This window comes from Acinetobacter sp. AM (assembly GCF_003105055.1).
GTDB classification, from domain to species: domain Bacteria; phylum Pseudomonadota; class Gammaproteobacteria; order Pseudomonadales; family Moraxellaceae; genus Acinetobacter; species Acinetobacter tibetensis.
In genome coordinates, this window is the sequence record NZ_QETG01000001.1 from 51,422 (window position 1) to 76,370 (window position 24,949).

General features: G+C 42.5%; 29 protein-coding genes. 14 read left to right on the forward strand and 15 right to left on the reverse strand.

Features of this window, described 5'->3' with window-relative positions:
• Position 1 precedes the first annotated feature (1 nt).
• Both tatC and DCO44_RS00215 read left to right on the forward strand, forming a co-directional pair.
• Complete coding sequence (tatC, locus tag DCO44_RS00210) at positions 2-778, forward strand: twin-arginine translocase subunit TatC (protein ID WP_116758819.1); 777 nt, start codon at positions 2-4, stop codon at positions 776-778.
• 156 nt (positions 779-934) lie between these two features.
• Entirely contained in the window at positions 935-3,109 is a 2,175-nt protein-coding gene (locus DCO44_RS00215) for a PhoX family protein (protein WP_116758631.1), read from the forward strand.
• A 40-nt stretch (positions 3,110-3,149) separates the two neighbouring features.
• On the opposite strand, the gene DCO44_RS00220 is transcribed toward DCO44_RS00215, so the two are convergent.
• The gene (locus DCO44_RS00220) at positions 3,150-3,944 is read right to left on the reverse strand and encodes an NRDE family protein (RefSeq protein WP_116758632.1); all 795 of its coding nucleotides are present in this window, start codon (positions 3,942-3,944) and stop codon (positions 3,150-3,152) included.
• Positions 3,945-4,037: 93 nt separating this feature from the next.
• Between DCO44_RS00220 and lgt the strand changes: the two genes are divergently transcribed.
• From lgt to DCO44_RS00235, 3 genes are all read left to right on the forward strand, one after another.
• Positions 4,038-4,850 carry a prolipoprotein diacylglyceryl transferase gene (gene lgt, locus DCO44_RS00225; protein WP_116758633.1) on the forward strand — a complete coding sequence of 271 codons (813 nt, stop codon included), beginning with the start codon at positions 4,038-4,040 and terminating at the stop codon, positions 4,848-4,850.
• A gap of 93 nt (positions 4,851-4,943) precedes the next feature.
• Entirely contained in the window at positions 4,944-5,318 is a 375-nt protein-coding gene (locus tag DCO44_RS00230) for a hypothetical protein (RefSeq protein ID WP_116758634.1), read from the forward strand.
• Between the two features lie 8 nt (positions 5,319-5,326).
• A complete protein-coding gene (locus DCO44_RS00235) occupies positions 5,327-5,698 on the forward strand; it encodes a hypothetical protein (protein ID WP_116758635.1) in 372 nt (123 codons plus the stop codon).
• A 97-nt stretch (positions 5,699-5,795) separates the two neighbouring features.
• Here DCO44_RS00235 and DCO44_RS00240 read toward each other — a convergent pair whose 3' ends face one another.
• Positions 5,796-6,305 carry a CHAP domain-containing protein gene (locus tag DCO44_RS00240; protein ID WP_116758636.1) on the reverse strand — a complete coding sequence of 170 codons (510 nt, stop codon included), beginning with the start codon at positions 6,303-6,305 and terminating at the stop codon, positions 5,796-5,798.
• A 339-nt stretch (positions 6,306-6,644) separates the two neighbouring features.
• Between DCO44_RS00240 and thyA the strand changes: the two genes are divergently transcribed.
• The 5 genes from thyA to msrA all read left to right on the forward strand — a co-directional run bounded on the left by thyA (position 6,645) and on the right by msrA (position 10,334).
• Positions 6,645-7,487: a thymidylate synthase gene (thyA, locus tag DCO44_RS00245; protein ID WP_116758637.1), complete on the forward strand. Its 843-nt coding sequence runs from the start codon at positions 6,645-6,647 to the stop codon at positions 7,485-7,487.
• A gap of 72 nt (positions 7,488-7,559) precedes the next feature.
• Positions 7,560-8,072: a dihydrofolate reductase gene (locus DCO44_RS00250; protein ID WP_116758638.1), complete on the forward strand. Its 513-nt coding sequence runs from the start codon at positions 7,560-7,562 to the stop codon at positions 8,070-8,072.
• A gap of 24 nt (positions 8,073-8,096) precedes the next feature.
• Positions 8,097-9,134 (forward strand): DUF4105 domain-containing protein, encoded by a 1,038-nt coding sequence (locus DCO44_RS00255; protein WP_116758639.1) that lies wholly within the window; start codon positions 8,097-8,099, stop codon positions 9,132-9,134.
• A 102-nt stretch (positions 9,135-9,236) separates the two neighbouring features.
• A complete protein-coding gene (locus DCO44_RS00260) occupies positions 9,237-9,692 on the forward strand; it encodes an META domain-containing protein (RefSeq protein ID WP_116758640.1) in 456 nt (151 codons plus the stop codon).
• 117 nt (positions 9,693-9,809) lie between these two features.
• Positions 9,810-10,334 (forward strand): peptide-methionine (S)-S-oxide reductase MsrA, encoded by a 525-nt coding sequence (gene msrA, locus DCO44_RS00265; RefSeq protein WP_116758641.1) that lies wholly within the window; start codon positions 9,810-9,812, stop codon positions 10,332-10,334.
• Between the two features lie 52 nt (positions 10,335-10,386).
• On the opposite strand, the gene DCO44_RS00270 is transcribed toward msrA, so the two are convergent.
• The 5 genes from DCO44_RS00270 to DCO44_RS00290 form a co-directional block, all read right to left on the reverse strand.
• On the reverse strand, positions 10,387-10,791 hold the full coding sequence (locus tag DCO44_RS00270; RefSeq protein WP_116758642.1) for an ExbD/TolR family protein: 405 nt from the start codon (positions 10,789-10,791) through the stop codon (positions 10,387-10,389).
• Complete coding sequence (locus tag DCO44_RS00275) at positions 10,791-11,414, reverse strand: MotA/TolQ/ExbB proton channel family protein (RefSeq protein ID WP_116758643.1); 624 nt, start codon at positions 11,412-11,414, stop codon at positions 10,791-10,793. Before DCO44_RS00275 ends, DCO44_RS00270 begins: the two co-directional genes overlap by 1 nt.
• A gap of 19 nt (positions 11,415-11,433) precedes the next feature.
• Complete coding sequence (locus DCO44_RS00280; RefSeq protein WP_116758644.1) at positions 11,434-12,207, reverse strand: energy transducer TonB; 774 nt, start codon at positions 12,205-12,207, stop codon at positions 11,434-11,436.
• A gap of 216 nt (positions 12,208-12,423) precedes the next feature.
• Positions 12,424-13,290, reverse strand: a complete 867-nt coding sequence (gene purU / locus DCO44_RS00285; protein ID WP_026440903.1) for a formyltetrahydrofolate deformylase — start codon at positions 13,288-13,290, stop codon at positions 12,424-12,426.
• 81 nt (positions 13,291-13,371) lie between these two features.
• A complete protein-coding gene (locus DCO44_RS00290; RefSeq protein ID WP_016168259.1) occupies positions 13,372-14,064 on the reverse strand; it encodes a TetR/AcrR family transcriptional regulator in 693 nt (230 codons plus the stop codon).
• 116 nt (positions 14,065-14,180) lie between these two features.
• On the opposite strand from DCO44_RS00290, the gene DCO44_RS00295 reads away from it, so the two are divergent.
• The 4 genes from DCO44_RS00295 (at position 14,181) to DCO44_RS00310 (ending at position 18,057) form a co-directional block, all read left to right on the forward strand.
• Positions 14,181-15,629 carry a coniferyl aldehyde dehydrogenase gene (locus DCO44_RS00295; protein WP_116758645.1) on the forward strand — a complete coding sequence of 483 codons (1,449 nt, stop codon included), beginning with the start codon at positions 14,181-14,183 and terminating at the stop codon, positions 15,627-15,629.
• Between the two features lie 161 nt (positions 15,630-15,790).
• A complete protein-coding gene (rpmB, locus tag DCO44_RS00300) occupies positions 15,791-16,027 on the forward strand; it encodes a 50S ribosomal protein L28 (protein ID WP_000048256.1) in 237 nt (78 codons plus the stop codon).
• Between the two features lie 12 nt (positions 16,028-16,039).
• Complete coding sequence (rpmG, locus tag DCO44_RS00305; RefSeq protein WP_003654787.1) at positions 16,040-16,195, forward strand: 50S ribosomal protein L33; 156 nt, start codon at positions 16,040-16,042, stop codon at positions 16,193-16,195.
• Positions 16,196-16,338: 143 nt separating this feature from the next.
• Positions 16,339-18,057 carry a cation:proton antiporter gene (locus DCO44_RS00310; protein WP_116758646.1) on the forward strand — a complete coding sequence of 573 codons (1,719 nt, stop codon included), beginning with the start codon at positions 16,339-16,341 and terminating at the stop codon, positions 18,055-18,057.
• Positions 18,058-18,121: 64 nt separating this feature from the next.
• Here the strand turns inward: DCO44_RS00310 and DCO44_RS00315 are convergent, their stop codons facing one another.
• From DCO44_RS00315 to DCO44_RS00350, 8 genes are all read right to left on the reverse strand, one after another.
• Entirely contained in the window at positions 18,122-18,400 is a 279-nt protein-coding gene (locus DCO44_RS00315; protein ID WP_116758647.1) for a hypothetical protein, read from the reverse strand.
• Positions 18,401-18,509: 109 nt separating this feature from the next.
• On the reverse strand, positions 18,510-19,013 hold the full coding sequence (locus DCO44_RS00320; protein WP_116758648.1) for a DUF6586 family protein: 504 nt from the start codon (positions 19,011-19,013) through the stop codon (positions 18,510-18,512).
• A 75-nt stretch (positions 19,014-19,088) separates the two neighbouring features.
• Complete coding sequence (locus tag DCO44_RS00325) at positions 19,089-19,451, reverse strand: ASCH domain-containing protein (RefSeq protein WP_116758820.1); 363 nt, start codon at positions 19,449-19,451, stop codon at positions 19,089-19,091.
• Between the two features lie 41 nt (positions 19,452-19,492).
• On the reverse strand, positions 19,493-19,753 hold the full coding sequence (locus DCO44_RS00330) for an RNA recognition motif domain-containing protein (RefSeq protein ID WP_116758649.1): 261 nt from the start codon (positions 19,751-19,753) through the stop codon (positions 19,493-19,495).
• A gap of 98 nt (positions 19,754-19,851) precedes the next feature.
• On the reverse strand, positions 19,852-21,840 hold the full coding sequence (locus DCO44_RS00335) for an ATP-dependent helicase (RefSeq protein WP_116758650.1): 1,989 nt from the start codon (positions 21,838-21,840) through the stop codon (positions 19,852-19,854).
• 403 nt (positions 21,841-22,243) lie between these two features.
• Entirely contained in the window at positions 22,244-23,386 is a 1,143-nt protein-coding gene (locus DCO44_RS00340; protein ID WP_116758651.1) for a glycerate kinase, read from the reverse strand.
• 94 nt (positions 23,387-23,480) lie between these two features.
• Positions 23,481-24,053, reverse strand: a complete 573-nt coding sequence (locus DCO44_RS00345) for an HdeD family acid-resistance protein (protein ID WP_116758652.1) — start codon at positions 24,051-24,053, stop codon at positions 23,481-23,483.
• 134 nt (positions 24,054-24,187) lie between these two features.
• Complete coding sequence (locus DCO44_RS00350; protein WP_116758653.1) at positions 24,188-24,946, reverse strand: hypothetical protein; 759 nt, start codon at positions 24,944-24,946, stop codon at positions 24,188-24,190.
• Positions 24,947-24,949: the final 3 nt, after the last annotated feature.

The window sequence follows — 24,949 nt, forward strand, 5'->3', positions numbered from 1 at the left end:
TATGCCTATAGAATCCAGTCACTTGCCAAGTTCATTACAGCAAGAACAAGCACCACTAGAAGAAATGCCGATCACCAAACATCTGGTTGCATTAAGACAGCATTTGTTCAAAGTTGTCGGTTTATTGCTTGTGCTATTTTTTTGCCTACTGCCTTTTGCTAATCATACCTATCAGCTTATGTCCGAGCCATTGCGCGCGCAGTTACCCATTTCATCGTCCATGATTGCGACAGATGTCACAGCAACCTTTATGGCACCTTTTAAGCTGAACTTTTTTGTGGCGCTGATGCTGGCCATGCCGTTTATTTTTTATCAAATCTGGGCCTTTATTAAACCTGCGCTGTATGAAAAAGAAAAAACGCTCGCACTGCCCTTATTGGTCGGTAGCATTGGTTTATTCTATGCAGGGATTGCGTTTGCCTACTATGTGGCTTTGCCCTCAATCTTGCATTTCTTTATGAGTGTGACACCTGAAACGGTTGCACCCATGACCGACATTAATAGCTATCTCACCTTTTGCCTAAAACTGTTTCTGGTCTTTGGTCTAACCTTTGAAATTCCAGTGATTACTTTATTGCTGATTTTGATTGGCTTGGTATCCACACAGCAATTGGTGGAAAAACGGCGTTTTATTGTGGTTGGATGCTTCTTTGTTTCCATGTTCGTCACACCACCCGATGCCTTATCCATGATTATGCTGGCAGTTCCCATGTGGATCCTGTTCGAGCTGGGTTTGTTTTTTGGCAAACTCATTGAAAAGAAAAGAAGTATTGCATAAAGGCAATCGCTTTAACTCAGCAGACTTCGGTCTGCTTTTTTTCATCAAAATGACTTCATTTTTTCACCAGATTTTCACTATTTGGTAAAAATCTTGTCACATTAATTCCCTAAGTTAATGACAACTTTATAACTTATTGATGAATTAGGAAAAATCATGACCGATTTGATGCCATATCATGAAGATCAGGAACTAGATAATAATACCTCTGATAATGCTCACTTCAGTGACATTTTAGAACAGCGTATGACACGCCGCAGCCTTATTGGTAAAACTGCAAGTGGTGCTGTCGCACTCGCATTGGCATCCTCATTGACTGCGTGTAGTGACGATGATAACGATAATGCGACACCGCCAAGTAAACCTGTTGATCCCAATAAAAAACCAACAGAACTCACCTTCTCTGTGGTGAATAAAAACTTAGATGATATTGTGACTGTACCAGAAGGCTATCAAGCCACTGTACTGTATGCACTTGGTGACTCGATTAATCCAAGCTATGCCGATTGGGATGACAACAATATTCCTTCAGGCCCAAGCTTCCAGTTCCGTTCTGGAGACTGCCATGATGGTATGCACTATTTTGGTTTAAACAGTAGCAGCAAATTTGATGACACGGTGTCGACTGAAGGTTTGCTGGTGATGAACCACGAATATATCAACCAAACTTTCCTGCATCCTACAGGTGCCACTAAAGTCGACGGTCGCCGCCCAGAAGACGAAGTCATTCGGGAAACCAATGCGCATGGCGTATCCATTGTGCATATTAAAAAAGATAGCGCTACGCAAAAAGTAGAGATTGTGAAAAACTCACTCTTTAACCGTCGTATTACGGCATCAACGGTGATGGATTTTGCGGGTACCGCAGCAAATTCAGATTTGGTCAAAACCAAGTTCTCCCCTACGGGCAAGCAAACCCGCGGTACGCACAACAACTGTGGTAATGGCTATACTCCTTGGGGCACCTACCTCACCACAGAAGAAAACTTCATCGGTTATTTTGCGCGCAGTGCAACGGATGATGCAAGCCGTAGTGCAGCCGAAATTGTGGCACTGAAACGTTATGGTCTAAAAGCAGGTTCAAGCTCACGTTATGGCTGGGAAACTGTACTCGGACAACTTGAATCGCAAGATCTATATGACCGTTGGAATGCCAGTGCCGTGGCAGATCAGGCGACAGCAGACTATCGTAATGGACCGAACACTTTTGGTTGGATGGTCGAAATTGATCCTTTTGACCGTGGTCAAAACCCTGTAAAGCGTACTTCTCTAGGTCGTTTTGCTCATGAAGACAGTGCTTGCCGTGCTGTACAAGGTGAACCTTTAGCCTTCTATATGGGCGACGACTCACGCGGCGAATACATCTATAAATTTGTTTCCGCTGCCAACTGGGATAGCAAGGATGTTAACGGGGGTTATACCGCTGGTGACAAATACATGAATAACGGCACTTTATATGTCGCCAAATTCAACAGTGATGGTTCTGGTCAATGGTTAGAACTGAGTTATGGTAAGAATGGTTTAGATACCTCAAACAGCATCTATCCATTTAGTTCACAAGCCGATGTCGTGACTTTTGCGCGCCTTGCAGCCGATGCGGTGGGTGCAACCAAAATGGACCGCCCTGAGTGGGCAACGGTCAACCCTGTAAATGGCGAAGTTTACGTTACCCTAACCAACAACTCGAAGCGTGGACTTGACTATCCAACAGATGCAGCCAATCCACGTAACTATAGCGACCCAGAAGGTGGTAAAGGGAACGTCAATGGTCACATTATTCGTTTTAAAGAAACCGATAATAAAACCACAGCGACAGCCTTCACGTGGGACATCTACCTGTTTGGTTCGGAAGCCGCTATGGCAGCCAACATCAACTTATCAGGCTTGACGGATAATAATGATTTGTCTTCACCTGATGGTATGTGGTTTGACCCACGTGGTGTACTGTGGATTCAAACCGATGATGGTGCCTACACAGATGTCACCAACTGTATGATGTTGGCAGCGCTGCCGGGACAAATTGGAGATGGCGCAGCAACGACAGTGCTGAATGGGCAAGCGACCATTGCAGGTGCTCAAGTCACAGATAAAACCTTACGTCGTTTCTTGGTGGGACCAAAAGAGTGTGAGATTACAGGGATTGCCATGACACCGGATTACAAGGCCATGTTCATTAATGTACAGCACCCAGGTGAAGATTCGGACAGTTATAATGCGGCAACCAGCCATTGGCCAGCAACGCAAACTAACCCAAGCAACAGCACGGCACGTCCACGCTCTGCAACAGTTGTCATTACCCGTAAAGATGGCGGTGTCATCGTAGGTGCATAATCCAGAATAATAAAAAATGCCGACTCCATGTCGGCATTTTTTATGTTTGATTACTTACAACCAAAGTCTCTTGCACTTGCACAATCTGCCCTTGCACTTCGCCTTGTTGTGACTTTTCCAGCCAGTTCCAACTGTCACTACTCATTCTTAAGAAATTAGAGCAACGGGTACCATAGGCAGGGCTCTGAATAAAGGTGGAAGACAAGAGTGCCTCCATCTCAGGGCTAATACCCGTATCTGGTAAAAGCTCAGGAATAATTTTACGTTCATCTTCCAGAATATCCCATACGGCATATTGCAGCTCCGCTTCAGAACTTTGTCCACGTTGTAGCATCGGCAATAATTCTTGGGTAAAGCGTTTACGCAAATGCCGAGTTTTTTCCCAATGCTCTGTCATCAAGCCGTTCGACACCACATACACGCCTTTGGCGAGCACTTGCGGTGCTTCACCACGATTACTCATATAAATCGCTTGCTCCCGATCTCCCAAAAACAAATTAAAACCTGCATATTTGCGTTGTTGCTGTTCTAGCTGTTTTGCGAAACGAATCGGTGCCAAATCTGATTCTAAAAATGCTTGTACCAAATGCCCACGTGAAGTTGGATAACTCTGCTGATCTCGGCCGTCACGAAAATTGGTCACAATGGCCCAACGACCTGTTGGTGTTACGCCCATCCAAGTCCCACCCGATTGCAGATCTTTGCCTGCGATGACGGGACGATCTGACCATTGAAACAAGGCTTGTGTAGGACGATGATAGAACTCATCTCGGTTTGAAATTAGGCATAACGGCGTTTGCTCTAAAATATGCCATGCGAGTGCCACAATACACATAACTTTTGCTCTATATCTTTACACATTGAATGTACAACATTTTTCATTGTATTCCGCTAAAATCTCTACAAAACATAATGACTAGGAACAGGAATGCTCACCTATCCAAATATTGACCCGATTGCGATCTCATTGGGCCCCTTACAAGTCCATTGGTATGGACTGATGTACTTATTGGCTTTCCTTTTTGCATGGGGACTCGCCACGTATCGTGCCAAACTCAGAACGGGCTGGACTTCAGACATGGTCTCCGATCTGATTTTTTACGGCGCGCTTGGGGTAGTGATTGGTGGTCGTGTTGGTTATGTGTTCTTTTATGGCTTTGAACAATTTCTTGCCAATCCATTGTGGTTATTCCAAGTCTGGACTGGCGGAATGAGTTTCCACGGTGGTTTTCTTGGGGTAATGATTGCCATGTTACTTTGGTGTAAAAAGTACCAAATGACATGGTTCCAGACCTTAGACTTTATTGCACCGTGTGTCCCAACAGGCTTGATGTTTGGTCGTATTGGTAACTTCATTGGCGGTGAACTGTATGGTCGCCCTGTCTCTGACCCTAACTTTGCTTTGGGAATGATTTTTCCGACTGACCCTTTGCAACTGGTTCGCCATCCCTCTCAGCTTTACCAAGCACTATGTGAAGGGCTGATTCTGTTTATTGTCCTGTGGTGGTTCAGCTCTAAACCACGCCCTCGTATGGCAATATCTGCACTGTTCCTGATTGGTTATGGGATTGCGCGCTTTGTGGTCGAGTTCTTCCGCGAACCTGACAATGGTCAATTGTTTATTGCATGGATGAGTAAAGGGCAATTCTTAACTATTCCGATGATTCTGATTGGTATCTGGATGCTCTGGTATGCTTACCAGAAAAAAGTCTACGATTGGGGCCCCCTTAAAAATAATTAATTCTGTACTTCTTTACCCTAGAGTACGATCCGTGCGTCGTGCTCTAGCATGTGCTAAAGTTTAAATTCTCTTGCTACCTCCTTCTTAAAATCTATGCTCGAATTCTGGTTTGATCCCAAAATCGCTGTATTCAAAAAACTGGCACTATTTGTTCTGATTGGCTTAGTAACCGCGGGGCTATATTGGATGCAACCCTTAACACTCGACGCAATTTTAATGTTCATGGGAACAGGGATTGTGTTTCTGATCTGTCGTTATTGCAAAATCCACTTCGCTAGTGCTCATCCTACTGGGCTCCTGTATCGTTTATTCACTTGGATTCCATTGGCACTGCTTTTAGCACTGATCTTTATGCATCTTAAATCAGGGGACATTCTCATTCCTGGCGCGCAAGGTATTGGCTTTATGGCATTGTCCATCTGTCTGTTTTCGCCGCTATCCCTGCTCAATCAACATCAGCAGGATTAAACCCACTGATGCTCGAATTTTGGTATTCAGAACGCTGTAGCCGTGAAATCAAATTGCTCAGCAGCATTGTGGTGTGTAGTGCCATTTATTTCTGCTCCAGCATTGCTGAACTTGCACCACTCTGGGTAGGATTAAGTCTATTGTCGGGAATACTGATTCATGTCCTGTTTACACAGTATCTCAAATTAGCAACTTCCCATCCTTATCGAATCACGCTTCGCAATGGAATTTATATTTTCCAACTGTTTGCACTGTTAAGCTTGGGCTACGTATTACCAGAACAGCATAAATGGGTGCTGTGGTTACAATGTGTTGGCTTTCATGCGCTTGGATTGTTTTTGGTTTCAATTTATACCAAGCGTGCCAAACGCCATACTTAGCGTTACTCACGAATATTGGATCGCATATCCTTTACATAAAAAGACCGTTTATCTGTATTAAATAAACGGTCTTTTTATCTGCTCATTACAGTTTGGTTTAATGATCTAAGCGGTAATAACTATATTGCACATTGGCATTTTTATAAACGGCATAACCCGTTTGTTTAAAATCAGAGACCCAACCTGAACCTGAATAACCTGCAATATGCCCATAAGTATGACCTTTAGTACGGTCAATAATATAGATATCACCTTTTTTAGGCTGGTCAAAGGATGGACTAATACGACGGTACCCGAGTCGTTCTAGCGTATTGCCCCAATCTGCGGCAGCAACTGGATGGCTTTGTACATTTGCACCAGCAGACTGCAGCGCAAGACGAATGCTTTTAGCACATTTCTGGGTACTGGTACGACGCGTAATACCACTGAGTTTCTGGGTAAATTTATCAATATCAATACGCTGTGCATTGTTCGAAGTATAATTACGACTACGCTCTGTGTTCTTGCGTTTGTTATCAGGTCTTTGTTGCGCATTGGAACGAATAATGATCTGTGTTTCGGCAGGAGCATGAACATCACTCATACCCGTATTAACATCATAAATCATCTTTAAACCTCTAACTTCTTACATCAGACACACAAATCTTCGAGCGCTGATAGTAGCCCGTGAAATTTAATTTTTCAGGCGTAAAATGTAAAAAAATATAAATATGTAAACAAAGCGTTGCTAATTGCTTATTTTTACGGTGTTTCCGCAATAGATTCTCATTATCTTTTTGATTAAATTTCAACCAAACCTCAAAACTATATGATTCGTCGTTTGCTCTACATTTTTATCGTTTCTATCATATTTTGGGTATAATCGACCCTAGAAATTAGATTTGACTCTGGATGGATAAGTACAAACCTCTAGGAACTTATCCTCCATTTTTTGTTTGAGAATTTTATGAAAACGTATTTAGACCTGCTACAACACATCCTCGATCACGGCGGTGATAAAGGCGATCGTACTGGTACTGGTACGCGCTCGGTATTTGGTCATCAAATGCGTTTTGACCTAAATCAAGGCTTCCCTTTACTGACCACCAAGAAAGTTCATTTCCGTTCAATTGTGATTGAACTGTTGTGGTTCCTTAAAGGCGACACCAACGTAAAGTATCTACAAGACAATAAAGTCAGCATTTGGGATGAATGGGCAACCGCAGAACAAACGGCTCGTTTCGGTCGCCCTGAAGGTGAACTCGGTCCCGTCTATGGCCATCAATGGCGAAACTTTGGTGCAACCAAACTCGAAAATGGACTGTATGCGCGAGATGGTTTTGACCAAATTTCATGGTTGATCAATGAAATTAAAACCAATCCAAATTCACGCCGCTTAATTGTGTCGGGTTGGAATCCACAAGAAGCAGGGCAAGTGGCCTTACCGCCATGTCATACTCTGTTCCAGTTCTTTGTCCAAGATGGCAAATTATCTTGCCAGTTATATCAACGTAGTGCCGACGTGTTCTTAGGCGTGCCATTTAACATTGCCAGCTATGCCTTACTGACGCATATGGTGGCGCAAGTGTGTGGTTTAGGTGTGGGTGATTTTGTTTGGACAGGTGGCGATACGCATCTCTATACCAACCATTTTGAACAAGCCAAACTACAACTGAGCCGTGAACCTTTAGGCCTGTGTCAATTAAAACTAAACCCTGAGATTCAAGATATCTTCGATTTCGAATTTGAAGATATTGAAATTGTCGGCTATGAGTCACACCCAGGCATTAAAGCCCCTGTAGCGGTATAAGTCTTAAGGTCAATGCTTCCCTCACTGTGGAAGCATCTTTTTTCAAAGCATCATTCGTCAGGTAAGTAATTCATGGCATTCCAGAATTTAGAAGTTGTACATGTTGTAGCAATGGATCAGCAACGTTGTATTGGTAAAGGGAATGATTTGCCTTGGCATATTCCAGCCGATCTCAAGCATTTTAAAGCCATCACGCAAGGTGGTGTGGTGGTGATGGGGCGTAAAACCCTAGAGTCGATGGGACGGACCTTACCAAAGCGTGTCAATTGGGTCATTACCCGCGATCCAAACTGGTCTTTTGAAGGCACTAAAGTAGCCTATAGTATTGAGGAAGCACTCACACACGCGGTAGCGGATGTACAAGCCTCAGAAAAGCCTGAAAGCATCTTTATTATCGGTGGTGGCGAAATTTTTAAGCAAACCATGACTATTGTAGACCGTCTAGAATTGACCCATGTTGAACTTGATGTACAAGGTGATGCATATTATCCTGAAATTCCAACTGAATTTAAAAAAGTAAGCTCAGAAAAACAACGAGATGAAAATACTGGGATCGTGTTTGAGTTTGCAACCTATACCAAATAACTATTCAAAAATGAGTGGCTGAGTATGCAGCAAAAAGGATCAGGTACATTGTTGTTCAAAACGCTGCAATGGTTGATCCACTGTATTTTCAGTCTGTTTGTACTGTTATCTTCAATTTGGCTGTGCCTCGCGCTCTGGATTCAGCAGCCTATTCATGCTGTTGTGACCTATGCCCTCATTTTAGCGTGGGCTTGCTTTTCTCTCAGTATCTTAGGCATTTATTTTAGTCAGCATCTCATCAGTCGCAATAAAGATATTTTGCTGTATATGTTCGGCTTTGTTTTAGCACTGGGTTGGTACTTTGGCTTAGAAGCTCGACAAGATCGTGATTGGAACCCTGAAGTCTCACGACTGCTCAGTTATGAAATAAGAGACCATGAGGTCACTTTGCACAATGTTCGAGACTTTCACTGGCATGCCGATGGCAGTTATAGCGCTGCATGGCAAACGCGAGTTTTAGATTTGAATCAAATTACAGGGGTTAATATTATTACCTCCTATTGGACAGGCCCACAGATTGCCCATACTTTGGTCAGTTTTGATTTTGCCAATGCCGCCCCACTCACCTTTTCCATCGAAATTCGCAAGGAAAAAGGCGAAGAATTTTCCGCAATTGGCGGCTTTTTCCGTAAGTATGAACTGAATTTAGTTGCTTCCAATGAAACTGACATCATTTACACCCGTAGCAATATTCGGCATGAACAGGTCTATTTTTTTCCGATCAAGATGTCAAAAGCACAAAGCCAAGCCTTATTTCTCGAGTATCTAAATAAAGCCAGTGAATTGGCACAACAACCCAAATGGTATAATACGCTCAGCAGTAACTGCACCACGCTAGTATTTGACATGATTCAAGCCGTCACACAAAAACCGCTGCCTGTAGATTACCGCCTGTTGGCGTCAGGCTATTTGCCTAACTATCTCTACGACTTGAATGCAATTTCACACCATTACAGTATGCATGAATGGTATCGTCAGGCACACGTCAATCCCAAGGTTCAATCTTTAGCTTCAATCCAAGACTATTCCAGTACCATGCGTCAAGGACTACCAACCCAATAGGTTCTTCTGCCTTCACAAGAAGAAATACGATAATCAACTAGAAATTTGAATCTGCTTTGTTTATAAAATAAAAAATAAAGTTAAAAAAATTGGAATTACAACATGTTAAAAAAAACCTTAAGTGTTGCCCTACTCGGCTCTGCATTGCTTTTTGCTGGCTGTCAGTCCACGCCAAGCTCTTCTGCTGCCGAGGTCAATAATTTACAAATGCTTCAAAACCGCACGTGGATTGCGACTCAAATTGGAGCTCAAAACATTAAAATCAATCCAAGTGCCCATAATATTCCTGCACTACAGTTTGATGAAGCAACAAAGCGTGTTTCAGGCGCCGATGGGTGTAACCGTTTGATGGGAACTTATCAAGCCACGGGCAATACCTTGGTACTTTCACAAATGGCATCTACTAAAATGGCGTGTATTGATAATACCTTGCCGAATCAATTTAACACTGCACTAGCCAACGTCACCAACTATCAAGTGTATAACAACACCCTGAAATTACTGGATCGCAATGGCAACCTATTGGTTGAATTTACCAGAGCAAAACAACCGCGTTAAAATTTTAAGATAAGGGTCTGTATTACAGACCTTTTTCATTTGTATAACCAACATTACATCTGTGTGCCACAAAATTCGCTTATCGTGGTCACGTATATTCAGAAAAGGAAAAAATTCATGCAACAAGCATTATTGGGTGGTGGCTGCTTTTGGTGTGTCGAAGCAGTATTTCTTCAATTAAAAGGCGTGACTCGAGTGGTCAGTGGTTATGCAGGTGGCACAACTGAAAATCCGAGTTATGAAGACATCTGCCGAGGCAATACAGGACATGCCGAAGTCATCCTGATTGATTTTGATGAAAGTCAAATTCAATATTCACAATTGCTTGAAGTATTTTTTGCAACGCATGACCCAACGACGTTAAACCGCCAAGGCAATGATATTGGTACACAATATCGCTCAGTGATTTATTACTTCAACCCAGAACAGCAGCAAGCTGCGGAACAGATTATTCAAGAATTAAAAGCCCAAGGCATCAATATTGTCACGGAAGTGACGCCTGCACCGCCGTTTTATCCAGCCGAAGAGTATCATCAAAATTACTTTGCTCGGAATCCGACTCAAGGTTACTGTAATTTTGCCATTCCACCGAAACTTTTAAAACTGCACAGTAAGTTCCAAGCACTGCTGAAAACTGAATAAATCAGCAATAAAAAAGCGACCGCTATGGTCGCTTTTTTCGCATCATGGATGCTTAATTTTCACTGACAAAAGCAATATCACTGAGTCCGGCTTCACTCGCGCGTGACATCACTTGTGCAACAGTATCATAACGTGATTCTTTATCGGCACGTAACTGTACGGTTGGCTTCTGTGCGGCTTGACCCGCCTCATTAAAACGAGTCTGCAACTCATCTAAACTAATGATTTGGTCATTCCACGCCACTTCACCATTGGCATTAATACTGACTGTAATTGCTTCAGGTGGTGGATCAACAATATCCGCAGTGGTTTTTGGTAAGGTTAATGGAATTGATGGGTTGGCAACGGTTGCAGTCACCAAGAAGATGATCATCAATACCAACATAATATCGATGAGCGGAATGAGGTTCATCTCATTCATGCCCGAATCGTTGTCTTCACCCAATTGAAAAGCCATTAAGCTTGACCTCCAACTAAACCTTGTTGTGCTGCTTTCACTTCAACTTTTTGCGTTGTTGTTTCTTGCTGCAACATGGTGTCAATCAATAAGCTGTGTGCTTGATCTTGCAGTTCATTTGACAAAGTACGGTTGGCACGTACACAAATGTTGTACGCCAATACCGCAGGAATCGCAACTGCCAAACCTAAACCCGTCATGATCAGTGCTTCACCTACAGGGGTTGCCACTTGAGCTAAACCTGCTTGACCACTTTTACCAACAGCAACCAGAGCATGGAAAATACCCCAAACCGTACCAAATAGACCGACAAAAGGACCAATCGAAGCAATGGTACCTAAAACCGATACACCTTTTTCTGCATTGGCTTTTTCTACAGAAATTTGACGCAATAGCGCTTGTTCTGCAACTGCTTTACGCTGTTCAAAACTTAGCGGTGCCAATTTCGCTTTCAGCTTAGTGAGTGCTGCTGCAAGTTGAGCATGTGCTTGTTGTTTAAGTTGGCGTGTGCCCATCAGACGTAAAATAAAAATCGTCCATGTTGCGATAGACATTGCCAATAATACGAAATACAGGGTTTTACTCACCGCATCCGCATGTTGCCAATAAACTGAAAAGTTCATACTCGAACTCCTGAAATAGTTAGCCGTTAGGATTCAATGTCAAGTCAAATGATTGTACTGCTCGAGACGGGTAAGCAATACCATTTTCCTTGTACGGTTTTAATTTTGCATTACGCACTGCGCGTAAAATCTTTTCATCTAAAGCAGGAATACCTGTCGATTTGGTTATCCGAACATTAATAACTTTACCCTTCTCATCCGCATCTATCAAAACCGTGACAGAGCGCGCTGCACCTTTCAAATCGTTATTAGTATAACTTGGTTTAGGTTTACGACTCCATTGCACACCCTCACTCCCAATGGAAACACTTTGGGTGGTTGGCGTTGGGGCTACTTTTTCTGGTTCAGGTGCTGCTACTGGTGCAGGTCTACTGACTACTCTGGTTTCAACCGCTGGAGTACTCACCACGGCTGGTCTCTGCGGCTGTACTGTAGGTTGTGTAACAGGTTTGACGGTTTCTGCTTTTTTAACTTGTTGAACTTTTTCCACCTTCTTCGGAGGTTGTGGCTGAGGTTTTTCCACCACTTTGACCTCTTTTACTTCCTTTGGCTTAGGTTGTTCTTTTTTCGGTTCAGCTTTCGGCTTTGGCGGTAAAGGCTTTGGTTGTTCTTGAATTTTGACAAATCGTACTTTTAATGGCTCTTTTTCCACTTTAGGGAGTTCAGGCGCTTTCATTTGGCTGACCGCCCACAATACCCCAACATGCCCAATGGCAACTGCAATTAAGGCTGAGATGATTTTCTTTTTCATCGGATTAGGAGCTTGCATAGAGGGGGTAGAAAGTTGACTCATTAGAATCTAAGACCTAAAAGAAGCGACTGCTCACGACAGTTTAATCGTGGATTTAACAATCAAGCTCATCGGTTAGTACAATTAAAGTATCGCAATAATAAATGAGAAGTGTTTTCATTTGCAACTATTAATTTCACTGTTTTAATGAGTTTTTTGAATCAAAATAAAAAAAGGACCGTTAAAAAACTGGTCCTTTTTCGCATAGGCTAAAAATAGTTATTGGAAAACAACTGTTTTATTGCCATCGACAATAATGCGGTCTTCTAAATGCCACTTTACTGCACGTGCCAAAACATTACGTTCAACGTCCTGCCCCAATTCACGCAATTGCTCAACGGTAAAGTCGTGGTTCACACGCTCAACATCCTGCTCAATAATTGGACCTTGGTCTAAATCAGCAGTCACATAGTGAGCCGTAGCGCCAATCAACTTCACGCCTTTCTCATGTGCTTGTTTGTATGGATTTGCCCCGACAAAAGCAGGTAAGAACGAATGGTGAATATTGATGATTTTCATTTCCCAGTGCTTCACAAACTCTTCATCCAGAATTTGCATATAACGCGCTAAAACAAGCAAATCATTGCCTTGCATCAATTCATCAATTTTTGCATAGGCTTCACGTTTGTTTTCTTTGGTCACTGGAACCACTTCAAACGGAATACCGAAGTTCTCTACTGCTTCACGTAAATCAGGATGATTGGAAACTACCTTCGTGATTTCACATGGTAAACCGCCACGCGCATGACGCCATAACAGCTCAAGTAAAGCGTGATCGACTTTAGAGACTAAAATACCCACTTTTTTCACGTCGCTGACCAAGGTCAAACGCCATTGCATGGCGTAGCGCTCGGCAACGTTTACCGCAAAAGTTTGGATCAAGCTTTCTTTGCGTGTTTGCAAATGGTCTAATTCAAACTCAACACGCATGAAATAACGCCCGCCCGAAGCTTCCGTTGCGTATTGATCAAGTGCGGTAATATTTGCTCCCTGATGATACAAAAAGCTCGATACAGCCTGCACGATCCCTGGCTTATCTTCACAAGTAATCAGTAAGCGTGCTGTGTTGGCAGTTGTCATGTTCATGTTGGTTCTTATTACACCTAATTTAAATAAGCCGAGTATTCTAGCGCGTTTTACACGCTGACTAAATAGCTGGTTTCAGCTTCAATTGTTTTTCACATGTGAGAGACTGGCAAATAACTCAGAAGGACCAAAACTTTCCAGTAATCGCTCATAGGTCTCACGGCTTTCACCACGTAAATAGGCCCCTTCAAGGAACACCATTTGACGTAAGGCTTGCCATACCCACTTTTCTTCCAGATGGTTAGAGTCACTGATGTGTCCCGACATATATAAGAAGTTGGTCCAGTTGGTCAGTACAATCCACAAATTAATGACCAAGGCTTCAATTTCTGAAGACGTCATTTGCATTAAGCCCGCATCCACAAAAGCCTGATAAATTTTCTGACCTTGTTGCATGACTTGTCCCGCAAAACGTGGATACATTTTGCGAAAATCTTCATTATTTTCAACCAAATGATAAACATCACGATGCAAAAATCGATAAGCCCACAACTGGTTGCTTAAGACTTGAAAATAACTAATTTTGTCATTCACATCCAAAGCACGGTCATCGGGTAGCGCGAGCATTTCCAACGTTTCTTTCTGGTACTGCTCCATCAACTCTTTAATAATTTCATTTTTATTGCGAAAGTGGTAATACAAATTGCCGGGACTCATACCCAATTCAGCAGCAATATGATTGGTCGTGACCGAGCGTTCACCACGTTCATTAAACAACTGCAAACTTAATTGCAAAATGCGTTCTTTGGTTTTCACCGTTTTGGAGTGAGACATCCTAAAGTAACCATATATTCAATGGGTTAGAAAACTAACACAGTAAGTGACTTGACTATTTAGAGCATTTGCTCTAAAAAATTAATTATCCGCTTTAATGTAACTGGTAACGCGTCATGAACAGTCAAACAAAAACAACAGCAATGACACCCCATGCTTTTGATCTTCAATACTTACACGACGTACTTGAACAACAAAAGCATGCTTACCAACGCTATCCTTTACCAACAGCAAAGGAACGTATTGATCGTTTAGCACGGCTTAAGCGTATCTTGGTTAAGTACCAAGATCAATTCGCTGAAGCAATCAACCTCGATTATGGTAACCGTTCTATCGCCGAAACCAAAATCGGTGAATTACTCACTTGCCTAGAGCAGATTAAATATTATAGCAAGCATTTAGCAAAATGGATGAAGCCCTCCAAGCGACACGTCGGAATCATCCATCAACCTGCTAAAGCTTGGGTGCAATATCAACCTTTAGGCATCATCGGTATTATTGCGCCTTGGAACTATCCTTTATTGCTCTCGGTTGGCCCTCTCATTTGTGCTTTGGCTGCTGGCAACCATGCCATGATTAAAATTTCAAGCTCATCCAGTAATTTTGGTCGTGTACTTGAACTGGCTCTATCTGAAATTTTCCCACAAGAGCTTGTGGCAGTCATTAATGGTGGCGGCAGCATTTCAGATGCTTTTAGCCATCTGGCTTTTGATAAAATTGTATTTACCGGCTCCACCAATGTTGGCAAAACCGTGATGGCAGCCGCTTCAGAAAATTTAGTTCCCGTGATTCTGGAACTAGGCGGCAAATCCCCAGTCTTGGTTCATCCATCAATTGATCTAGAAGATGTCGCACAGCGAATTGCTGTAGGAAAACTATGGAATGCAGGTCAAACCTGTGTGGCTCCAGATTTTATGTTCCTACCCAAAGGCAAAACTCAGGAATTTATTGAAAAGTTTCAAGCTTGCGTTTTAGAGATGTATCCACATTTTAAAGACAATCAGGATTACACCTCTATTATTAATGACAAGCAATATCAACGCATTCAAGGCTATCTGGAAGATGCCCAAGCGCATGGTGCACAAATTATAGCGATTAACCCATTACACGAAGACTTGCACGAAGTGCGTAAAATTGCGCCAACCATTGTCGCAGGCGTGACGCCAGACATGCAAATTATGCAAAATGAGATCTTTGGTCCGCTTTTACCGATCATGGAATATGATCAAATAGATGATGTAATCGACTTTATTAATAGCCGTCCTCGTCCACTTGCTTTATACTACTTCGACTTTGATCAGGCGCGTGCAGATTATGTCGCACAGCGTACCCATTCAGGGCATTTTGGACAAAACACGGTATTAACCCATGTTGCACAAGACGATTTACCCTTCGGTGGCGTTGGTGCATCAGGAATGGGCAAATATCATGGTCCAGAAGGTTTCTTCAGTTTGTCGCATGAACGGTCTATGATGTCGAATCCAAAGCTGTACAGCTTTAAATACATCCTCCCACCGTTTAATAAGCCGATTCACAAATTGATTTTGAAAACTCTTCTTCGCTAAGTGATCAAGGCATGATCTATCGCATCAGATCATGTCCCGTTTTATCAAAAATCGCTTGTCTTTTAAGCGCATTTTTGTTATAAAACGCCCCTTGAATGATTTCATCTGTTTACTTTTAATGACTAGCGCACAATCGGTGCTGTCTAGCAATGGAGTTCACCATGTCTAAGGTTTGCCAAGTTACCGGCAAGCGTCCAGTCGTTGGCAACAACGTCTCGCACGCCAATAACAAAACCAAACGCCGGTTCGAGCCGAACCTGCATCACCACCGTTTTTGGTTAGAAAGCGAAAAACGTTTCGTACGTCTTCGTTTAACCACTAAAGGTATGCGTATTATCGACAAATTGGGCATTGAGAAGGTTGTTGCTGACCTCCGTGCTCAAGGTCAAAAGATCTAAGGAGTCTGAACCATGCGTGATAAAATTCGCTTAGTTTCTACTGCGGGTACAGGTTATTTCTATACCACGACTAAGAACAAACGTACTATGCCGGAAAAAATGGAAATCAAAAAATTTGATCCAAAAATCCGTCAACACGTAATCTTCAAAGAAGCTAAAATCAAGTAATTTTAGTTTCTTTAAAAAACGACCTAATCTTAGGTCGTTTTTTTTTGCATTTTTTTTATGCATCTTGATAAACTTAAAACAATTTTTGGCATTCTTTGTGCTTATTTTATTTTCACCCTTAACCTGTGTTTAAGGAGTTTTTAGTGCCGCATAATGTAGATCTCATCATATTACTGGCTTTTGGGTTTGGGCTCGCACTTATTTTTGGTTACCTTGCTGCCCGTTTACGCCTCCCTCCTCTAATTGGGTATTTAGTTGCTGGCATTATTCTTAGCCCGAACACCCCAGGAATTGTTGCGGACATTCAACTTGCCAACCAACTTGCCGAACTGGGCGTCATGTTTCTGATGTTTGGGGTCGGCATGCACTTTTCGCTGAACGATCTTTTACAAGTCCGACGCATTGCACTACCGGGTGCCATTTTACAAATTGCAGTGGCAACGCTATTAGGCATTGGGGTTTCCATGCTTTGGGGCTGGAGCTTTGGTTCAGCGCTGGTGTTCGGTCTGAGTTTATCTTGTGCCAGTACTGTTGTATTACTCAAAGCCTTAGGTGATCAAGGTCTACTCAATTCGGTCAATGGCAAAATTGCGGTAGGCTGGCTCTTGGTTGAAGACTTGGTGATGGTCTTGGTCTTGGTACTATTACCAGCAACAGCGGTATTGCTGGGTGGTGAATCCATGACTGCTCATGGCGGCAATGATAATATTTGGCTCACATTAGGGCTAACGTTATTAAAAGTGGCTGGTTTCATCGCCTTTATGCTGATTGTGGGTAAGCGTTTAGTGCCCATGATTATGCAGGTGGTTGCACGTTTGGGTTCTCGTGAGCTTTTCACTCTGACCGTGGTTGCCGCAGCCGTTTCGATTGCTTTTGGTGCCTATAAAGTCTTTGGCGTTTCTATGGCTCTCGGCGCATTCTTTGCCGGTATGGTGGTGAAAGAATCTGATTTTAGCCATCGGGCCGAAGAAGAAACCCTACCTTTACGTGAAATTTTTTCCATCCTGTTTTTCGTTTCGGTTGGTATGCTGTTTGATCCGCGTATTTTATGGGAACAGCCTGAACATGTTTTGGCGGTCGTTGCAATTATCATGATTGGTAAAACCATTGCTGCGATGGCACTGGTGCTGTTTTTCCGCTATCCAATCAATACCGCCCTGACCGTTGGCGCAAGTTTGGCGCAAATTGGAGAGTTCTCCTTCATTCTTGCCACTCTAGGACTATCGTTAAAACTGCTTTCCCTTGAAGGGCAAAATTTGATTTTGGCAGGGGCGCTCATTTCCATTACCTTAAACTCCTTTATTTTCTCTGCAATAGAACCCCTTCAAAACTGGATTCGCGAGCGCTCATCTCTGGCACGCTTGCTAGAACGCAGTGGCGACCCACTAGCAATGTTACCCGATGAAGTTTCACAAGATTATTTACGGGATCAGGTGGTGATTGTCGGTCATGGTGAAGTCGGACGTCGCATCACCAAGACACTTATGGCGGAAGACATTAAAGTGGTGATTGCGGAAGAAAACCGTGAAATTGTGGAAAATCTGCGTGAAAAAGGTATCGCCGCTGTTTCTGGTATTGCAACCGAACCTGGGGTACTGATTCAAGCCCATATTCAACATGCACGCTTATTGGTGCTTTCACCTATGGATATTATTGATATCCATAAAATTGTTGATATTGCGAAAACTCTAAATCCGCAAATTCAGGTGCTGATTTGTGCAGAAAGCAAACAAGAAGCTGACGTTATTCGTAGAGAAAACATTGGCGATGTGTATTTTGCCAAAGAAGAAATGGCAAAAAATATGAGCAATCATATTCTCAATCAAATTGAAATTGCACATCATCAAGCCCCTAGCCATTAGGTATCTCTCTCAATTTTGAACATAAAAAAAGCGCACATCATGTGCGCTTTTTAGCCAATGTAGATTAGCTCATAAACTGTGGTTTTTCGTCCACAACCTCGGCTTGCCATTCATTCACTTGTTTTTCAAGCAAGCTAAATAAAGCGGCCTGAATCATGTGCTGTGCAATCACAGCGGTTTGGTCACCCAATAACGCTTTAACTTCATCGTTAAACTGAATTTTGACCAAAGGTTCTTTTTCCGAGCCTGCATTTCGCAATGCCAACTCACCACCTTCAAGTTGAACCAACTCTAGAACCGCGTCCTGATTCCCAAATAATTCTTTCAATTGCTCTATAGACATATGTTCCTCCATGTTCAACATGGTGGCAAAGGCCTGTTGCACTTTGCATCGCTTAGACTTATTAATATCGGGTCAAAAATCTAAACTTCAAGCGCTCGCCATCTTTTCCTTAAAATTCGACCATTTCGTTACGAAAACCATCAATCAACTGACTCAAATCACGATGCCACTCACGTAAAATTTTGGTATCTGGCAACCATGCCTGAGGAGTTTGCGTCACCTTAATAATTAAGTTGGAAGACGTTTCATCTTCTGGTTCTGGTGCACTTGGTTCTGGCGCATACTGACACATCCGATAAGCACGTTTTAGTTCTGCAATAAAGCCATCTTTCGAGAGCTGCTGCATGACCACCACTTCGGGAGACACCTGCCCCTTAGCAGCCATCTGTTCTTCAATTGACTTCAATGTTGGCTGAAAGTCATTGAGACGGTAATAACGTACCAACTCCTGCAAAAATGCAAGCACTGCACCATGTAAATGAAAAACCGCAGCTTCACGGTACGCTTGAGCTTGTTGAATATGATCGATTTGCTCTGCTTGCTGGCACGACAAACGTGCAAAATATAATTTCTGGTTGGTTCGGTCGGCATGAAAGCGAGCTACACGGGACATACAATTTTCCTAATTTTTGGGCATGTGTTACAGGTCTAAGATTAAACTTAATTGAATTCAATGCACAATAAAAAATTACATCTGTTCCAGTTCAACCCAATATATTTTACGACGAGCAATAGTTTTAACTGGTGGATGTATTGGCCTAACATTTTCAATGACCCAAGCCCAATACCCCTCTTGCCAATAAGAAGCTTTCGCAGATTCAATTTCAGTATTTTTCCACGCATGAACAGATGTAATATCCACCCATGCAACCGCTCGTCCTTCTTCTTCATCTCCACACTGATTCAAATAATGCGTATTTTCAACAATGATTAAATTTTTAAGAGGAAGTTGCTCAGGTCGCCAAGAGCGAATTTCTAATGTCTTTACACCTTGAGCAATATATTCACCAGATGGAGCCACTATAGAGAGTGCTTGATACAACTTTCTCATGATTTTCCCATAAAAAAGGAGCATCAATTGCTCCTCTTTACTTATGCTTCTGGCTTCTCAGGTTTATTTTCCGCCTGTTTTACACGAATACCTGTCCCATGTAGACGCAAGGTATTTAAACCTTTAATCGCTTTCACAGCTTCACGACCATGCGGCATGTCCACAAAAGCAAAGCCTTTAGATTTACCTGTTTCGGCATCCAACACCAATTGACAGGTCTCTACTGTGCCATATTGTTGAAACAGTTTCAGTAACTCAGCTTCTGTCACGGTACGTTCTAAATTACGAACTAAAATTTTCATTTAACAACCTTCAAAAATAGGCAAAATCATCAAAAAGCAATCGCCTACGCTACTTTCTGAACATTGCACATCAAATACCACAATGTAATCTGTTTAGTTTAATCGAGATTAATCCCAAAATCTAAATTAATCGACTGTCGTTCAATTAAGGCACTTTTTACCGTTTGCTGGCGGGGTTTATGATGGGTTTCCAAGGTACATAAATTTCGGCTGAGATCATTTAAGAAATAGCTGTCAACTTTACGCCCTTGTTCATCAATCACATCTCGCGCCCACAGATTCAAATTTTGCTTGGTGAGTATAAGTTCATTCTGTGCACGAGTCAGTGCCACATAGAGCACCCGACGTTCTTCCTCGACCGCATCAAAATCTCCCTGAGCACGTGCATGCGGGTACTGCCCAGCCGTCACATTCGCGACGTAACACACTTTCTGCTCCGTACCTTTGGCAGAGTGAATGGTAATCAATGTGACTACATCGGTGTCGGACTGGCGTTCAATTTCAGAAATAGAAACAGGATCAAGCACATATTCCTCTAAAAACTCACTCAACTGGGCATGTTTAGAAGCCAATTGTTTAACCAATTCAAAGTCACCTTGGCGACGGTTCCAGTCTTTTTTGTAGTTCTCAGCCAATTGTGCTTCAAGGGCTTGAATACCTAAACTGACACACGCTTGTACTTCCTGCTTCAGCACCGTCATCTGCTTCATCATCAATAAGGTTTCAGCAGGAATGCGCCCAAACTGTTCTAATTGATTAAAAATCAGTTCGAATTCAGGTTGAAGTAACAACTGTTGTGCCAGACGACTTGCCCCCACATCGCCCACCCCATTCCATAGGGTAAGAAAGCGCATCCACGCAATATCATCTAAAGGATTGGCAATTACCCGTAGTAAACTGAGCAAATCTTTCACATGTGCAGTTTCAAGCAGTTTCATCCCACCAATAAAACGGTAAGGAACATTGGCCGCGATACACGCTGCTTCAATATGCCGCGCAGCGAAGCTTGAACGGACCAAGACCATATGATCCGACCATTTCTGCCCCTGCAAATAATGGCGCTCTTTAATATCAATTGCGATCCATTTGGCTTCATCAAACTCATTCGGGAAAATATGCATACGCGGCTTAATTCCCTCACCTCGATAAGCATCAAGACGCTTGTCATATTGAATCTCAGATTGATCGAGCAGCCAATTGGAGAGGTCTAAAATTTCTTGGGTGGAACGATAATTTTGCTCAAGTTTAAAGACTTGGGCATTGGGTACGCGTTCTTTAAAATGATGAATATTTTCAAAATCCGCCCCGCGAAAACCATAAATAGACTGCGCGTCATCACCCACACAGAACAGACTCACTTGGTCTTTCAGCGGTTCAAGCAACGCCCATTGCAAAGGATTGGTGTCCTGCATCTCATCCACCAGCATGTGCTTACAGATGGATGCGACATAATCAACCAAGCCTTCAGATTGATCGAGTGCCGAAGCCACAATTGCGAGAATGTCATCATAATCCAAGAAACTACGCGCACGCTTTCGTGTCTCGTACTCTTGCATAATTTTGGCAATTTGATCTTTAAACACCAAATATTCAGGATGTTGCTTTTCTAAAGCATCGCTCAATTTTTGGCGGGTATTACGCGCAAAAGAGTACAAATCACACAGCTCTTGTGGCTTAGGCAACTGATTGGGATTTTTCTTGTCATCTTTACCACGAATTAAACGAAACATCATGATTTGGTCATCACGGTCGATAATCGTGAATTGCTCTAAACCAAAGGCTTTCGGCACACGACGCAATAAATACATACAAAAAGTATGAAAAGTCGATGCACGTAGCCCTTTGGCTTGCTCCCCCAAAGCCAACTCTACTCGGGCTACGATTTCACTGGCAGAACGACGAGTAAAGGTTAAAATTTGAATTTGGTTGGCGGGGACGCCTTGATCAATCAGGTACGCAGCACGTGCCACAATGGTTTTCGTTTTGCCACAGCCAGCCCCTGCGAGTACCAGACTGTGTTGCGACGCAGTCGTGGCAGCTTGTTTTTGTTGCGGGTTTAATTCATCAATTAGGCTGGCTAAACTCATAGTGTCTCATCGTACTGGGAAGATGAATAGTTTAACAGAGCTACAGATAAATTATGAATTTTAGCCAGATGATCATGGCATCGTTTGATCGATAACAAATAAGCCAATCAAAATGAATAGTTACAGATCAATAATGCCAATGACATGAGCATTTTTAAAATCAAAGCAATTTAAATCAACAAGAATGTCTAGATTTAATTTATACAATCTATCCAGACTGATATGCCGATTTTTAATTTCAAAAAAAATGGATACGAGACAAAACGGCATGGATACCGCTCGTTGGATTGGGGTATAGGGCCATACCCTCAATCCAATAAAGGATTTTTATTACTTTTCATCCTTGAAAAGTAAGGCATTCCCTACACAAAAATATTTAAATTTATTGAGAGTAATGTGGTTGTTACGGCGTTAGGGCTAAAATTCTAGCAACATTCTGACAGGTTCTTTCCAAATTCTTCTCAGCATTTTCTAAAGCGGTTTGCAAATCACATGCCCGATCTACAATCCCTAAAATTGCAGTAAAGCCTTCTGCATAGAGCTCCTCTATGCCATCACCCACATAACCTGCACAAGCAATCACAGGCGTATTCAGTTTTTTGGCAACTTGTGCGACACCATAGGGTGTTTTGCCAAATTTGGTTTGGAAATCTATTCCACCCTCTCCAGTAAAGACAAAATCTGCCCGTTCAATTTTTTCCGCCAATCGTGTTTCTTCTATCACAATTTCCACGCCTGAACGAAGGGTTGCCCCTGCAAATGCCATTAAGCCAAAACCCAAGCCACCTGCGGCACCCGCACCAGCAACATGAGCATAATCAAGTTGGAGTTGCGATTTAACCAAGCCAGCAAAATACTTTAGGTTTTGATCTAATTGCTCAACCATGGTTGGTTTTGCCCCTTTTTGCGGAGCAAATACGTAAGCCGCACCTTGTTCACCATAGAGCGGATTATTCACATCACTGGCAATCAGCATCTCAACTTGTGCCAATCGAGTATCCAAATTCGATAAATCAATCTGGCTAATCTGATGTAATTGTCCGCCCCCCTGAACCACCTCTTTGCCAGCAACATCTAAAAATCGAACCCCAAGTGCTTGAGCCATACCCATGCCTGCATCATTGGTGACGCTGCCACCGAGTCCAATAATGATTTTTTTAACCCCATGATCAAGGGCTAGCTGAATCATTTCCCCCGTTCCAAAGGTCGACGTTAAGGCCGGGTTTCGCTCGGAAGGCTGCAGTAAGTGAATGCCATTGGCTTTCGCCATTTCAATCACAGCCGTTCGCCCTTCATCAATCAAGCCAAAATATGTCTCGACTTTCTGTTCGATGAAAGGGCCCGACACACTACAGCTCACCATCTCACCGTGCGCAGCAGCAACCAAAGCATCTACTGTTCCCTCACCGCCATCTGCCATGGGGACATGAATATATTTTGCCTCAGGGAAGACACGTTCTAAGCCTCGTTGCATCGCCTGACATGCTTGTAGCGCAGTCATACTTTCTTTAAAAGAGTCTGGGGCAAGTACAAAGGTTTTAGACATAGCAGTTGTGCTTTTTAAGATGAATTATCCTCAATCATACGCAATAAAAAAGAGTGCATATAGCACTCTTGTTCCACTTAATCATCTGTAATAATTACACATCAGCCGAACTCTTGGGTACTTCATGCTTAATATAAGAGGCCAAAGTGAGGTAGTTGATGCCTTGAAATAGAATATCTATCGCCAAAAACATACCCAACACCCAAAATGGTGCTGTCGGTGACATTAAGATAATTACCCCTGTAATAAAGGTCAGAATTCCAGAGAAAAGCGTCCAGCCCCAACCCGCCAAAGGCTTGAGCATAAAGGCATTAACACTCCGTACAATCCCTGCAATCACCAAAAAAATGGCCAAGAGACTGGTCAATACAATGGCAGTTTTGACAGGTGTGGTAAAGGCATAATAACCCGCGATTAAATAGAAAATAGCAAATGCAGCCCAAAGCCAACGATAGCCTCCTTCAAAAATTTTAAAAGCCGCGACCAAATGTAGCACACCACCTACCATCATTAAGATGCCAAACAAATAAACTGCGGACAGCGTGGCAAAAGGTAAATAGGCGAGCAACACCAAACCAAATAAAGTCAGGAGTACACCTAAGACCAAGTACCATTTCCGATTTTCATGTAATTGATGACGAATAAGATCATTTCCAACTGTTTTCATAATTTTTCTCAAGTACTTACAATGGAATGCAATTATTGTGGTCTTTTTTTCCGTAACTGTCTGTTATCAATCTGCATCTTTTTTATCCACATTAGTCTTCCCTTCTGTGGATAAAAAAGCACTTATACACAGCTTTATTTAATCCAACCAATTTCCAGTGCTGTAATTTCGTTGAGTAGCGTATCTTGTAAACGATCTGGCATTTTACTTTTCTCGGCAGAAACAGGAATGTGCCCAGCCATTAACTCCGCTTGGGCTTGTGGAAATAAAGGCTGTTGTTTCGGATAAGCATAACCTTGAGGATAGAGCGGCTGTCCAGTTTCGACATCATATTTATCGGTTGCACCAAAGGCATGTAATAACTCATGCACCAAAACAATTTGATTTTGCTCATTTTGTTTTTTACTGGCATACAAATTCACTGCACCAATACGCCCCTTTTCCAAAGCAGTAGAGTGTTTTAATTCACGTGTACGTTTGGGATCGTAATAATTTAAATACAGCGTAACTGCAGAAGTACCATCACTGCGCTCATGCTGTTGCCAATCATAAAAACGGAATTTAAGACTCCACAATATGATATCGAGCATGTTCGCCTGCTCTGGTACCTTCGGTGGTTTTTGGGTTAATTCACGCCCTAAATTTAAATAAACCTGAATAGGTTGACCACGATAATGTGCTGACATTTGCTGGAGATAAGGCTGCACAGTCGCAAGATCACTTAAAGATAATTGTTGAATATATTGTTGCGTACTGGCTTGATCATCGGCATTAATAGGATGCAGCAATACAATAATCGGTTTATCCCAGTTCTGATTTTGATCGCGCCAAGCGTTTACTGCCACAATTAACAAAATCAGCAATAGACATAAAATTCTAATTTTTTTCCACATTTA

Coding starts and splice junctions, on each gene's coding strand:
- DCO44_RS00250 (WP_116758638.1), top strand. CDS start 7,560: ATGGCATTCCAGAATTTAGAAGTTGTACATGTTGTAGCAATGGATCAG.
- DCO44_RS00345 (WP_116758652.1), bottom strand. CDS start 24,053: ATGAAAACAGTTGGAAATGATCTTATTCGTCATCAATTACATGAAAAT.
- msrA (WP_116758641.1), top strand. CDS start 9,810: ATGCAACAAGCATTATTGGGTGGTGGCTGCTTTTGGTGTGTCGAAGCA.
- DCO44_RS00275 (WP_116758643.1), bottom strand. CDS start 11,414: ATGAACTTTTCAGTTTATTGGCAACATGCGGATGCGGTGAGTAAAACC.
- lgt (WP_116758633.1), top strand. CDS start 4,038: ATGCTCACCTATCCAAATATTGACCCGATTGCGATCTCATTGGGCCCC.
- DCO44_RS00260 (WP_116758640.1), top strand. CDS start 9,237: ATGTTAAAAAAAACCTTAAGTGTTGCCCTACTCGGCTCTGCATTGCTT.
- DCO44_RS00320 (WP_116758648.1), bottom strand. CDS start 19,013: ATGTCCCGTGTAGCTCGCTTTCATGCCGACCGAACCAACCAGAAATTA.
- DCO44_RS00240 (WP_116758636.1), bottom strand. CDS start 6,305: ATGATTTATGATGTTAATACGGGTATGAGTGATGTTCATGCTCCTGCC.
- DCO44_RS00270 (WP_116758642.1), bottom strand. CDS start 10,791: ATGGCTTTTCAATTGGGTGAAGACAACGATTCGGGCATGAATGAGATG.
- DCO44_RS00330 (WP_116758649.1), bottom strand. CDS start 19,753: ATGAAAATTTTAGTTCGTAATTTAGAACGTACCGTGACAGAAGCTGAG.
- thyA (WP_116758637.1), top strand. CDS start 6,645: ATGAAAACGTATTTAGACCTGCTACAACACATCCTCGATCACGGCGGT.
- purU (WP_026440903.1), bottom strand. CDS start 13,290: ATGAACATGACAACTGCCAACACAGCACGCTTACTGATTACTTGTGAA.
- DCO44_RS00215 (WP_116758631.1), top strand. CDS start 935: ATGACCGATTTGATGCCATATCATGAAGATCAGGAACTAGATAATAAT.
- DCO44_RS00230 (WP_116758634.1), top strand. CDS start 4,944: ATGCTCGAATTCTGGTTTGATCCCAAAATCGCTGTATTCAAAAAACTG.
- tatC (WP_116758819.1), top strand. CDS start 2: ATGCCTATAGAATCCAGTCACTTGCCAAGTTCATTACAGCAAGAACAA.
- DCO44_RS00280 (WP_116758644.1), bottom strand. CDS start 12,207: ATGAGTCAACTTTCTACCCCCTCTATGCAAGCTCCTAATCCGATGAAA.
- DCO44_RS00325 (WP_116758820.1), bottom strand. CDS start 19,451: ATGAGAAAGTTGTATCAAGCACTCTCTATAGTGGCTCCATCTGGTGAA.
- rpmB (WP_000048256.1), top strand. CDS start 15,791: ATGTCTAAGGTTTGCCAAGTTACCGGCAAGCGTCCAGTCGTTGGCAAC.
- DCO44_RS00295 (WP_116758645.1), top strand. CDS start 14,181: ATGAACAGTCAAACAAAAACAACAGCAATGACACCCCATGCTTTTGAT.
- DCO44_RS00235 (WP_116758635.1), top strand. CDS start 5,327: ATGCTCGAATTTTGGTATTCAGAACGCTGTAGCCGTGAAATCAAATTG.
- DCO44_RS00315 (WP_116758647.1), bottom strand. CDS start 18,400: ATGTCTATAGAGCAATTGAAAGAATTATTTGGGAATCAGGACGCGGTT.
- DCO44_RS00220 (WP_116758632.1), bottom strand. CDS start 3,944: ATGTGTATTGTGGCACTCGCATGGCATATTTTAGAGCAAACGCCGTTA.
- DCO44_RS00290 (WP_016168259.1), bottom strand. CDS start 14,064: ATGTCTCACTCCAAAACGGTGAAAACCAAAGAACGCATTTTGCAATTA.
- DCO44_RS00335 (WP_116758650.1), bottom strand. CDS start 21,840: ATGAGTTTAGCCAGCCTAATTGATGAATTAAACCCGCAACAAAAACAA.
- DCO44_RS00350 (WP_116758653.1), bottom strand. CDS start 24,946: ATGTGGAAAAAAATTAGAATTTTATGTCTATTGCTGATTTTGTTAATT.
- DCO44_RS00340 (WP_116758651.1), bottom strand. CDS start 23,386: ATGTCTAAAACCTTTGTACTTGCCCCAGACTCTTTTAAAGAAAGTATG.
- DCO44_RS00255 (WP_116758639.1), top strand. CDS start 8,097: ATGCAGCAAAAAGGATCAGGTACATTGTTGTTCAAAACGCTGCAATGG.
- rpmG (WP_003654787.1), top strand. CDS start 16,040: ATGCGTGATAAAATTCGCTTAGTTTCTACTGCGGGTACAGGTTATTTC.